This window comes from Timaviella obliquedivisa GSE-PSE-MK23-08B (assembly GCA_019358855.1).
In the GTDB taxonomy this organism is placed as follows: Bacteria; Cyanobacteriota; Cyanobacteriia; order Elainellales; family Elainellaceae; genus Timaviella; species Timaviella obliquedivisa.
Genome location: JAHHII010000007.1, coordinates 161,395 through 173,231 on the forward strand (window position 1 = coordinate 161,395; position 11,837 = coordinate 173,231).

Annotated in this window: 12 protein-coding genes; 4 read left to right on the top strand and 8 right to left on the bottom strand. The window is 46.3% G+C overall.

Going from position 1 to position 11,837, the window contains the following annotated elements:
* Window positions 1-95: 95 nt before the first annotated feature.
* Both KME11_14425 and KME11_14430 read left to right on the top strand, forming a co-directional pair.
* Window positions 96-497: a fasciclin domain-containing protein gene (locus KME11_14425; GenBank protein ID MBW4516402.1), complete on the top strand. Its 402-nt coding sequence runs from the start codon at window positions 96-98 to the stop codon at window positions 495-497.
* A 516-nt stretch (window positions 498-1,013) separates the two neighbouring features.
* Window positions 1,014-1,568 carry an NYN domain-containing protein gene (locus tag KME11_14430; protein ID MBW4516403.1) on the top strand — a complete coding sequence of 185 codons (555 nt, stop codon included), beginning with the start codon at window positions 1,014-1,016 and terminating at the stop codon, window positions 1,566-1,568.
* Window positions 1,569-1,587: 19 nt separating this feature from the next.
* Here KME11_14430 and KME11_14435 read toward each other — a convergent pair whose 3' ends face one another.
* The 7 genes from KME11_14435 to KME11_14465 all read right to left on the bottom strand — a co-directional run bounded on the left by KME11_14435 (window position 1,588) and on the right by KME11_14465 (window position 10,376).
* Window positions 1,588-2,634 carry a chemotaxis protein CheB gene (locus KME11_14435; protein MBW4516404.1) on the bottom strand — a complete coding sequence of 349 codons (1,047 nt, stop codon included), beginning with the start codon at window positions 2,632-2,634 and terminating at the stop codon, window positions 1,588-1,590.
* A 10-nt stretch (window positions 2,635-2,644) separates the two neighbouring features.
* Complete coding sequence (locus KME11_14440; GenBank protein MBW4516405.1) at window positions 2,645-6,853, bottom strand: PAS domain-containing protein; 4,209 nt, start codon at window positions 6,851-6,853, stop codon at window positions 2,645-2,647.
* 84 nt (window positions 6,854-6,937) lie between these two features.
* Window positions 6,938-7,207: a helix-turn-helix domain-containing protein gene (locus KME11_14445; protein ID MBW4516406.1), complete on the bottom strand. Its 270-nt coding sequence runs from the start codon at window positions 7,205-7,207 to the stop codon at window positions 6,938-6,940.
* 551 nt (window positions 7,208-7,758) lie between these two features.
* A complete protein-coding gene (locus tag KME11_14450) occupies window positions 7,759-8,616 on the bottom strand; it encodes a polysaccharide pyruvyl transferase family protein (protein ID MBW4516407.1) in 858 nt (285 codons plus the stop codon).
* Between the two features lie 70 nt (window positions 8,617-8,686).
* Window positions 8,687-9,106 carry an acyl-CoA thioesterase gene (locus KME11_14455; protein ID MBW4516408.1) on the bottom strand — a complete coding sequence of 140 codons (420 nt, stop codon included), beginning with the start codon at window positions 9,104-9,106 and terminating at the stop codon, window positions 8,687-8,689.
* Window positions 9,096-9,590, bottom strand: coding sequence for a DUF4149 domain-containing protein (locus KME11_14460; protein ID MBW4516409.1), 495 nt, complete (start codon window positions 9,588-9,590; stop codon window positions 9,096-9,098). Before KME11_14460 ends, KME11_14455 begins: the two co-directional genes overlap by 11 nt.
* 141 nt (window positions 9,591-9,731) lie before the next feature.
* The gene (locus tag KME11_14465; protein MBW4516410.1) at window positions 9,732-10,376 is read right to left on the bottom strand and encodes a TonB C-terminal domain-containing protein; all 645 of its coding nucleotides are present in this window, start codon (window positions 10,374-10,376) and stop codon (window positions 9,732-9,734) included.
* Window positions 10,377-10,463: 87 nt separating this feature from the next.
* On the opposite strand from KME11_14465, the gene petN reads away from it, so the two are divergent.
* Together petN and KME11_14475 are read left to right on the top strand one after the other, a co-directional pair.
* Window positions 10,464-10,553: a cytochrome b6-f complex subunit PetN gene (gene petN / locus KME11_14470; GenBank protein MBW4516411.1), complete on the top strand. Its 90-nt coding sequence runs from the start codon at window positions 10,464-10,466 to the stop codon at window positions 10,551-10,553.
* A 38-nt stretch (window positions 10,554-10,591) separates the two neighbouring features.
* The gene (locus KME11_14475) at window positions 10,592-10,744 is read left to right on the top strand and encodes a hypothetical protein (GenBank protein MBW4516412.1); all 153 of its coding nucleotides are present in this window, start codon (window positions 10,592-10,594) and stop codon (window positions 10,742-10,744) included.
* Between the two features lie 4 nt (window positions 10,745-10,748).
* On the opposite strand, the gene hppD is transcribed toward KME11_14475, so the two are convergent.
* Window positions 10,749-11,807 carry a 4-hydroxyphenylpyruvate dioxygenase gene (gene hppD / locus KME11_14480; GenBank protein ID MBW4516413.1) on the bottom strand — a complete coding sequence of 353 codons (1,059 nt, stop codon included), beginning with the start codon at window positions 11,805-11,807 and terminating at the stop codon, window positions 10,749-10,751.
* Between the last annotated feature and the right edge of the window lie 30 nt (window positions 11,808-11,837).

The window sequence follows — 11,837 nt, forward strand, 5'->3', positions numbered from 1 at the left end:
ATACGTAAATCAAACGCTTGCTGAAACGTGATTTCTAACAGCAGGATGCAAAACTATGTCTTGTCTACGAATTATGACAAAACCAAGAGGAAACTATGGCTGACATTGTAGATACTGCGGTAATGGCTGGGTCATTTAATACCCTCGTTGCTGCTGTTAAGGCGGCTGGTTTAGTTGATACGCTTAAGGGTGCGGGCCCATTCACCGTGTTTGCACCCAGTGATGAGGCGTTCGCCAAGTTGCCAGCAGGGACAGTAGACGCATTGCTAAAAGATATTCCTAAGCTCAAAAAGATCCTTACCTATCACGTTGTGTCAGGTAAAGTGATGGCGGCTGACGTTGTGAAGCTGAAATCAGCAACAACGGTCGAAGGTTCAGACGTAAAAATTGATGCCTCAAGCGGTGTCAAGGTGAATGATTCTACAGTCACAACGCCAGATGTTGTGGCTGATAACGGAGTCATCCACATTATTGACAGTGTGCTGATGCCTGCGTAAGCGATCTCTTCGAGATACCCGCGAGGGGTCGCTGCGAGTTACCTGCGAGGGGTCGCGCCAACATCAACAATGCTCCTACTATTCATTGGTGAACCTGCGTCTTAATTGATTCAGGTTCACCTTTCTAAAATTAATTCAAACTTAAAAATGGAAACTTCTTCAAAGGATTTGTCAGGTTTATTAAGAGATTTCGAGCGACAGGGAATGTCTCCACCCTTCAGTCAATCTTTGCTTAGTGAGCCTAATTGCCCTTGCTGCTCAGACGCACTACTCCGTCCTATGCGTTTGGAAGAAATCTACTGGCGTTGTAGTTGCCGCTATCAGAATAAATTTATTTAAGAAACGCGATCAAATTGCAAAACGCGATCGGTACAACTTCCGCTACCAGGAGACTAACAATTGATACACACAGTCTACAAAAAAAAGATTTTAGATGGAGCCATTCAGGAACCCTCTCATCACAGATCAAATTCTACAAGCACTCCGGTTCAAGATGGCACGACCAATTTAGATAACATTACTAAAAAAAATATTTCTGATCCAGGCGATCGCGGTCGAGTCATCGTTTTTATCGATGGTTCAAACCTATTTTATGCCGCTTCAGATCTCGAAATTGAGATTGATTATGTCAAGCTGCTAAGTTATTTAGTAGATAAAGCTTATCTCGTTCACGTACTTTTCTATACAGGAAATGATCCTGAGAATAAGAAGCAGTGTGAATTTCTTAAGTGGATGAGTGGTCATGGGTTTCGAGTAATTGCTAAAGCTCTGACACAAGCTCCAAACGGTGTTAAAAAAGCCAATCTTGATGTAGAAATTGCAGTGGATATGATGATGCTAGCTCGGTATTGCGACACAGCCGTTCTAGTGAGTGGCGATGGAGATTTCGCTTATGTGGTGGATGCTGTTGCTAAACAAGGTGTTCGGGTTGAAGTGGTTGGGTTGCGATCGATGACCAGTGGTACTCTGATTGATGTTGCCAACCGTTATATTAATCTCGCCGACATTCAACAAGCCGTTAAAAAGATTGATAGTGATGTTGCTTGCTCATTGGTTAATGCCAAAGAATGAGCAGATGATTCCATCAATTTTATTGTCGCTCTGACGATTCTGCATCTGCTTTAGGAAGGGTACGTTTTGTGGAAAAACCGTTGAGAATAATGCCCCGAACTATTGACACTTCTTCATTCAAGCTATCTGCATGGTCTGTGTATTCTGTTGCTGCACTTTGGAGGTCAATGGCTTTCATTCGCTCAGACATCTGACGCAGGAACGTTACCTTTTCGTCCATAATGCGAGTCGCTGACCACAAAGCATTTTCGAGATTTTGAGTCTGCTCTGCTAAAAAAACATCTGCGGTAAAAGAGTGCCCTGTATGACACCGAAGCCGCACGGGTTCTTCTTTGCCGATTTGCCAAATGCTGCCGTTGCATTCTGGGCAAGTATAAGTGGTGCGGGTGCCAATTAATTCAACGTTCTCTAAAAATTCTTTGGCATTGAACTGCTGTTCGACAATCTTAGATTCGACTTCTATCTCTGCGGTTATGGGATAAGCTTCCTCATTGTTAGTAGGTTCATGCGATAGACGCACTAAAAGGTCTGAAATTTCTACCATTGGAACGCAGTAATCAACCTTAACGTACCGCAAGGCACTCTTTGCCATGCTGGGGTATTCTGCTTCTTGCGGGTCTTGCACGATCGCCACACCGCCTCGTTTTTTGACTGCCTGTAACCCTACGGTGCCATCGTCTAAGTGCCCTGTGAGGACAACTCCTACTACTCTTGAACCATAGGCGCGTGCGGCTGAGCGAAATAAAGCATCGATCGCGGGTCTGAAGCGATTCTCTTGAGGTCCACGCACCACCCGGATCGAGCCTTGATTGACTAACAGGTGATAATCGGGAGGGGCAACATAAATTCGCCCTTTTTGAATTCTTTCTCCATCGACCGGGTGGGAGGCTGGAAACGAGCTAACGTCTGTCAGAATCTTGGGGAGGATACTGGGTTTATCGGCTGCTAGGTGTTGAACAATAAAGAGAACTGCATCAATGTCAGCAGGCAGCGCGCCTAAAATCATGCCCAGTGCCTTGAGTCCACCTGCTGAGGTTCCAATCACAATAACGTCGTGTTCCGGCATAAAGTTCTTCCTAACTTTCTTTCACCAGGGTTGCAATTAGCAATATCAATGGATCTAAATCAACAGGTTTTGCAACATGAGCTTGAAACCCAGCGTCAATTGCCATTTGACGCTCTTGCTCACTCGCGTAGGCAGTAATCGCGATCGCCGGAATCTGTCCTCCAGCTTCGGCGTTGAACGCTCTGATTTGGCGAATTAATGAATAGCCATCTTCTTCTGGCATCCCGATATCGGTTAGCAGCACATCATATTTACCAGGATTTTCAGTAAAAGCCGCGATCGCCTCTCTTACCGATGCGACGATGAGCACTTCTGCACCAGCTTCTGCCAACGTATATTCCATCAAGGCACGACTGTCTTCCTCATCATCCACTACCAGGATGCATAAGCCAGCAAGAGCAGGAGCTTCAGCAATCGATGTTGATGGCGCTGCGGTAGATGATTCTCCAGTATCCGTTGGCTCTATCGATCGTGTATCTGCCAAAGGTGACGATCGCAAAGGCAACTTAACTATCATGGTGGTGCCTTGACCCTCACCTGCACTCTCTGCTTCAACCGTACCGCCATGAAGCTCTACTAGCTGACGCACAATCGATAGGCCCAATCCTAAACCTGCGCTAGCTTTTGTCGTGCTAGAGTCGCCCTGGCGAAAGCGATCAAAGATGTGGGGTAACAAGTCTGCTGAAATGCCTCGTCCTGTATCGCTGACTCGAATCTGAGCTTGCTGATTTACAGCTTCCAGAGTAATTTCTACTTGCCCACCAGCGGGGGTAAACTTGATGGCATTAGACAGGATATTCCACAGAACTTGCTGTAAGCGATCAGGATCTCCTAGAACAGATACGGTTGTTAGATCTGAAACGATTTGAACCGCTTTTGCTTCTGCCGCCGGCTGAATTGACTCGATCGCTACCCTCACCACCAAAGCCAGATCAATCAGCCGAGTTCTTAACTGTAGCTTTCCGCTAACGATACGTGACACATCCAGCATATCGTCAATTAACTGAGATTGCGCTCTAGCACTCCGTTCAACAGTTTCGATCGCCCGTATAGTGGCAGCTTCATCAAACTTGCGAGTGCGGAGTAAGTTTAACCATCCCAGCATCACGTTGAGCGGATTCCGCAGCTCGTGAGAGAGATTGGAGAGGAAGACATCTTTGGCACTATTTGCGGTTTCCGCTTCCTGGCGAGCGGCTTGCTCTTGTCTCAGTAACTGCGATCGCTCTGTTTCAAACCGCTTGCGATCGGTGATATCTTCAATCGCTAGCAAAATTCTCTGGGCATCCCCATCCTCGACAATTTTCCAGGCATTCAGCAGCATGGTTTTCTGTCCAATTTTCTCAAACTGATGCTCAATTTCAAAGTCTTCAATGACCGTATCATCAGCAAAAGCATTGTTGAGGAGCGATCGCAGTCCCGGCAGATTCCATTGTCCGTTTCCGAGTTCAAAAAGAAGCGTTTGCGCGGTTTCAGCAGGCGAAACCTGGAATGTTTCATAGAACGCTCGATTGGCTTTGTTCACACGGAAGTTAGACTCCAGCACAATCAGGGGAACTTGGACTGTTTCCACAATTGCTTCGGCGTAATTTCGGGCAGCTTCTAAAGTAACTGCACTGCGTTTGAGGTCATCAATATCAAACAGCACCAACACCACCCCATCAATCTGGTTTTCGACCGTGCGGTACGGACGAATCCGCAGCATATAGCAATGACCGCCTGGGGTTTGAACTTCTAGCTCTTTGACAGTCAGCGTCTCCAATACTTCCAATATCAGAGGTTCTAAATCAGGAGAGTTGAGATTTACTCGGATATCACTTAGAGGTCTGCCGGCATCAGTGGGAATGAAATTAAAGAGGCGCTGCGCCATGGGCGTGAACCGCCGAATGTGTAAATCGTTTGACAACATCAAAATCGGAATATTGATACTGGCAAGTAAATTGGTTAAATCATTGTTGACCTGGTAGAGTTCCGAATTGCGGCTGCGAAGCTCTTCGTTTGTCGTGTTGAGTTCTTCGTTAGTTGCTTGAATCTCTTCTTTGGCAGTTTCTAGCTCTTCGTTAGTGCTTTGAAGTTCTTCATTGCTCGATAAAATTTCCTCGTTGGCGACTTTGAGGTCTTGATTGACGTGTTCCTGCTCTTGAATCACGACTTGCAGGTATTCTTGAGTTGCTGCCTGTTCTTGAATGGAGGCTGCAAGCGCTTGCTGCAATCGAGCGATCTCCTGCTCCAGGTTTTCCTGTTGGCTTTCAAAATCAACTGGAGCGATCTCTATTAGAGGGACTTCTTCAAACAAAACTAAAAAGTGGCGTTCCTCAGTCGCTGAAGCCTGAAACGGAATCACTTGAAGATTGACCATTCTAGAGCTATCACCCTCTGCGATACATAGCTCGTTTTTTCGGACGAGAACATTTTGCCGTTGTGCCTGATAAATGGCAGCGCGTAACTCAACTAGCAATCCCTCTCGTACCATGTTGAATAAATTGTGGGTGGCGGTTCCAGAAACCAGCTTAAGGTAGCGATCGATATCTCCCCGCAGTTGCAAAACATCCATCTTGTCGTTAATGACTACACCCACAGGAGCGTAATAGTTCAAGATCACCTGATCAGTCTCTTTTTGTAAGTCAAACTCATTAGTCGAAGATTGAGCGCCCTTCAAGCGATCGCTTGGCTTAATACTTCGATAACTGCTAGTTACAAAGGAAAATGTGGGACGAGTAGCGTTTGGCTTCTTAGCGTAAAGCTTGTATTTTCTGTCTACTGAAGTAAACAAATCTGAGTATTGTCCAGTACCTTCTGCTGTGCCCAATAGCAGGAAGCCTTTTGAATTAAGGCCGTAATGGAAGATCAGCATAATTCGTTTTTGCAGGGCTTCTCCTAAATAAATCAGCACATTCCGGCAGCTCACGAGATCCAAGTTGGAAAAAGGCGGATCGCTACCTAAGTTTTGGCGGGCAAACACGCACAGTTCACGCACTGCTTTACCAACTTGATAGTTGCCTCCTTCCAGCGTATTGAAAAATCGTTGGCGGCGCTCTGATGAAACTTCTAACATCTGATTTTCCTGGTAAATGCCTGCCCTTGCCTTTTCAATTGCCGTCTCGCTAATGTCTGTAGCAAAAATTTGGATCGTTGGTCGAGTTGCTTTACTATCCAAAAACTCCAGCAGACAAATGGCGATCGAATACACTTCCTCACCCGTCGAGCAGCCCGCCACCCAAATCCGAATCGGAAACTCTAGCGACTTGTTTTGCGTAATGGTGGGAAAAACTTGCTCTTTTAACTGTTGAAACGCTTCAGGGTCACGGAAAAAACTGGTGACATGAATCAGGATTTCCTCATAAAGTGCCTTCACTTCTCCTGGATGCGCTTGCAAATATTGAGCATAATCCTCCAATCGTTCCAGCTTATACAACAACATCCGTCGCTGAATCCGGCGATCGAGCGTATTTGGCTTATAGTGGCTGAAGTCAACGCCTGTAGCCGATCGCAGTAACCTAAAAATGGTTGTTAGGGCATCCTCAATTTCGGGAGATTTCTCAGCCGTTATGAGAGGTAGCACGCAAGAGAGAAAGGGATTGCGACTCAGAATTGCTAGTTCCTCGGCAATTTTTTGGGGCGGCAAAGCAAAGTCTACACTACCCGTTGCTACGGCTGTATTGGGCATACTATCGAATTGTGCTGTGTCTTCACATTGAGCAAACGTTACACCTCCCGCCGCTTTCACCGTCTTTAGACCCAGTGCGCCATCGCCATCCGTTCCTGACAAAACAATGGCGATCGCTTTATGTCCCCGATCTACTGCCAGCGATGAAAAGAACACATCTGCTGGCATATATTTTCCATGAACCTTCTCGCGTGGGCTTAATTGCAGCACGCCGTCTACCAGCGTCATTTTCGTGTTGGGTGGAATGACATAAACCTGATTCGGCGCGATCGCCATCCCGTCTTCTACCTGAGTAACTGGCATTTGAGTTGTCCGATCCAAAATCTCGCTCAGCAAACTCTTATGATCAGGAGCTAAGTGCTGAATCAACACAAATCCCATGCCAGTGTCGATTGGTAAATGTCTAAGTAATTGCGTGAAGGCTTCTAACCCCCCTGCCGAAGCAGCAATGCCAACGACCGGAAAAGCAGCTTCGACCTGGGCTTGTTGGGCTACGTCGATCTCATTCTCAACAGATTCAAGGGTTGACGGATTGGGGAATTGCTCGGAGGTCATAGGATGAAGCTTACTTCGTGAAGATGTGGCAGCTAAGGGAGATTATTCAAGTGGTGTTGACCACAGGAAGCAGCAGAGTAAGATTTAGGGTTTTTTAGGAAAGTACTGTTCGAGCAGGAGATGAGCGATCGCCTGGTCAGTGTCATTCTCAGACTGATTCATTTCTATCAACAAAACTTTCACTTGCTGGAGGGCTAAAGGCATGGGTTTAGCTCGATAATTCTCCCAGCGATTAACCGTTACAACAGTCACGCCTAACCGAGCGGCAAATTGCCCTTGAGTGAGTCCACACAACTCTCGTAGAGGGCGAATCAAGGCGTTTGTATCAATATCAAGAGTTTTAACTTTGCTCATGATTAATAACGCTCATTATTGATCGTCAGATTAACGGATGATATATCATCTGTCTCTCTATCAAAAGGAATGAAGAACTTAAGTATGCCTTTTAAGGAATTTGAGTCGCCCTTTGTCTTTTCTGGCAGTCAGGCAAAGTCAAACACAATCACACAGAAAAGTAAGACGATCGATACTAGAAGCTCTCTTATTAGAGCCAGTCCGACACAACGGAAAGCTATGTTTTTTGCCGATACTAGTAACTTCTGGCGGAAGTTCACCTATTGACGAACCAGGGGCTTAAGCCCCTGGTTCGTTATCGTTAGTTTAAACATGCTAACAGTAGCTGTACTTATTTATATAGCCTTTCTGTTTGTATTGAACGTGATAGCTGAGAATCTAAGGGAGTTGCGATTAAATAACGCCCCGAACCGCCCCCTAAATCCCCCATTCTGGGGGACTTTGAAAGGTTCGGAAGTCCCTGCCCCAGAATGGGGGATTTAGGGGGGCTGATAAATCAATGCATCCCATTGGGGTTTTATTTTCACGCAACTCCCTAAGTAATAAACTGTCTATAAACAGTTCATCACTTGTTCATAAAACCACTGATTCCGTTCGCGACATTCCTCAAGACTTTCTGGAGAAGTTAGGCAATGTTTTAATTCAGACTGCCAGCCCTCTGTTGAACACAGCAACTTATTCTGATTCTGAGACTCATAAATTACTTTGCTAAAAAATCGGATTTTTCTTGAAGAACTTGACCACTTTTTTACCGGATACAAACCTGGCTGATGCTTAAACGTAGCGAACTTACTGCTGAACGGAAAAGCTAACACTTTTCTTCCTAAAAGCGTTCCCCAGTAAGCACCGTGGTAAGAACTCGTCAAGATTGTTTCACCAGAACCCAAAAAGTCCAGCACTTCATCCAAGCTGTCGTTAGCATGAGTCATGCGCGGAAACTGGTCAATGTGGATCTGAAATTTTCTATGGGAAAATACCACAAACGGATGCTTAATTGCTCGCGGTTTATCGAACGACGAATGCATACAACTTGCACAAGGCACCCAGTGGTAGCCACTGTTAATATCTCTAATTCCCACTAGATCAAAGCGATCGAGATACTCAGCATAATTAAAAGATCGAATGCTGTTTTGATCTGTAGCGCCATAGGCTTGTTGACCGATACCCCAGGCAATTAACTTGCCGCGCGATCGCATTTTCACAAGCTGTTGAATCGGTTCTAGAAACCGGGGGAACAGTAATCCGCCCCCACCCACAATCAGGTTACTACTGAGCGCATGATCTGAAATACTGCGCAAATCAGCCGATGATTTTTCGTAACCTGGAAACGGAAAATAATGAATCGGAGCCGATAGCAAATCACCAATGTTGTGTGGATCAATCACGTGCATATTAATGATTGAATTCATGGGATGTTCCTATCGGGCGAAAAACAACACCTTTAGTAATCCCCAAATCCTTCAAAAACCGAGCATTGACTCACCCCGGTATTCTAGTCAGTGCCTCTTGAATGATGGGCGGCAACTGTCGCATAATTTTCGCTTTGTGCCAATCGATCGCCACTATCGTTACCCGTGCTGTAACGTGCAATCCTTCAAGCGATTCAATGCGATAGTCCCAGTTAATGCGTACGCCCTTAAGTTCGCAAAGGCAGGTCTTAACAACAACTCCTGCTGTCCCCATCTTAATTGCCCGATGGTAGCGAATTGATAAATCCACCACAGGCAACTCACAACCAGCCGCTATTAGGTCGGCGTACTCTATACCCAATGCCCGGAGATACTCGACTCTCGCTTCTTCCAGCCAAACTACGTAAGAGCCATGCCAAATTACCCCGGCATAGTCGGTTTGGTGAGGATGGACTCTTACAGGATACTCAAACCAATAATCAGCCAGCATTCTGACGCAGGCAGAACTTGATTAACGTGCCACAAGCAAGCAACTTGAGCAGTTCCAAAGCCCAGTACTCTCCATGCATGAGGTTCATCAAAGCAGGAGGTTTAACAAAGTCTAGGCTGAGGGGAAGCCCGAGAGCGCTCATTTGGGGGGTTAACGCATAAGTGTAGATGAGGGCGATCGCCAACAGAGCGATCGCTAACAGCGTGCCCTGTCGTCCACCAAATTTAGCTGCCTGAGTTAAGCGTAGGGTAATAGCTCCAGTTAAAATGACTGCCGCACAAAGAACCTCAATGTGGTTGAACGCTCCGAACAAGGAGTAGCCTGCACTGGCAAAGCTCGGCTCAACCATCATGCCCGTGAAAAACATAGAGGGCATAATCACAAAGTCTAAAAGAATGCTACTGCTGAGCCAAAAAGCCAAGCTAGAAACAACAATCATCTGCCAGTTAAAGCGTTTGGGGTCTGAGGTGATAAAAGCAGTCATAATTGTTCTCGCCAAAAACGTAGTTCTCGTCAAAAATATTCCTGTACTTCGAGCTTAGCCGATTCCACCTGAAGGAAACATGAACTATCGTTGCAAAGTGTTGTGTTTGCAACATAATTGCCCGTACTGGGTTAAGGACTATTAAGGAACGCCAGAAGCTTCAAAGGTAAATGTGACACGAAGCCGATCTTCTGCCGATGCCAGCGGGAGTTGGGCAAATGGAGCAGCTGTTTGCACTGCTTTGACAGCCGCTTGATCAGCGCTCACATCACTTGAAGATTGGACTAACTCTAAGTGGATGAGGTGCCCCTGGCGATCGATGATGAACCTGACTTGAGCAGGGCGATCGGTCTTGACAGATAGGGCAGCTTGCCATCGTTGATAAATCTTCTCTTTTAGAGTGGCAAGGTACATGTCCCAGACTTCATCCTTCACTGCTGCAACCGAAGGGAGAGAGGCGGGCGGAAGCGTTTTCGGCTGATCAGGTAGAACAGCAAGAGAAGCGGGCGATCGAGTTGTTCCGGTCAATGTGGAGATGACTTGAGGGATTGGTTGTATCGGGCTGGTCAAAGAACGGGTCGTAGCGAGTTTATTGGAGGAGATCGGTGAAAAATCAGACTGGTCTATAGCGATAAACTGAATCGGGTCTATGGACGTAGAATGCTTTGTCCACGGCTGGATGAGAGCGATCGCCCCACCATGCAGCATTCCAGCCGCCGCTAGACAAAGCCTAAGACGGTTGCGTTGTCTTACGACGGCTTTCAGGCGATATTCAGCAAGGTTCATAGATCAGGTAACCGATAAATCTCAAGTCCAATTTGGATTATGATGAAAGTGTGCAAAAAATCTTGATTACCATTTTGGCATTACGTTATGGACATTTTGACTTTTGGTTGGATTTCACTATTGACCGTTTTTACTTTCTCAATTTCTATGGTGGTTTGGGGTCGTAACGGTTTCTAAATTTGCGCATCTTAACTTCTAGCCATGTCAGACTAGCCATGTCAGATTTCAACCTGGAATCCTCCCTTCTAAGTGTCCTTGCTGTCCTATCAGTAGGGCTATTGGTAGCAGTTACGGGTGGAGTTGCCTATTTGACCACGATAGAATGGCGCGATCGCCGTCGAATTGATAACGAAAAGCGGGGTCGCTAGCGGCTTAGTTCAAGCTTCCCCGCTTAATTTGCTCTCGTTCAATTGCTTCAAACAATGCCTGAAAATTGGCTTCCCCAAATCCCTGGGCAACTTTCTCCGTTGCTCCTGCCCAATACCGTCGTCGCTCAATCAACTCAAAAAAGAAAGTGGGTTGAGAAAAAATGGGTTGGGTAAAGGCTTGCAATAGCAAAGCTGGCGATTGATCAGCCTGCCAATCGACGAGGACTTCTTGACTGGCGATCGCCTTCCACTCTGCCTCTGTAAGTTGAAAACCTTGGCGCTGACGAAGTTGCTCATAGTAGCTCAGGGGAACTCGTAAAAATGCTAGCCCTTGTTTGCGAAAGTGGGCGATCGCTTCAACAATTCCCTCTGTCCTGAGTGCTAAATGCTGAATTCCGGCTCCACCGTTAAGGTCTAAAAACTCTTGAATCTGGGAACCTTCGGTAGCAGGTTCATTAATGGGCAGCTTAATGGCTCCATCTGGATGAGTAAGCACCTGGCTGCACAAAGCGGAGCGATCGGTGCGAATAGCAAAAGATTGTTGACGCTGAAACCCAAATACTCGTTCATAGAAGGCGATCGCTGGCTCAAGCTCTCCTTTGGCAACATTGAGAACAACGTGATCAATGCCTGTAATGGCGGTTTCCCCCCTTATCACGGGCATTTCTATCACGGGTATAGGAGAGGAAACTTCCACCAAAGTATGCCGCAGTTTTCCCCAACCAACAATCTGACAAGCTTTAGCGAGATCGAAAGACTGAATAATAGTGGCGTTGGCATCTAAGGCACGAGCGATCGCTGTTGCCATATCCTTGACTTGAAATGCCACATCTACTATTCCAGGCGGATGACACTGTAGATATGTAGCAACAGGGCTTTGTGCAGTTAAAGCTGAAGAGAGCCAAAAGGAAACCGCTCCACTGCTAACCACTTCTGTTTGAGTATGGCGATCGGTTTGACTAGAAAACTGACTAGAAGCAGATTGAAATCCTAAAACCTGGATAAACCAGTCTCGCCAGAACGGGGCATCTTCAACGTAAAAATGGACGTGATCGATGTTCATGAGTGAGGCTGTGGTTCAAAACCTCTCTAA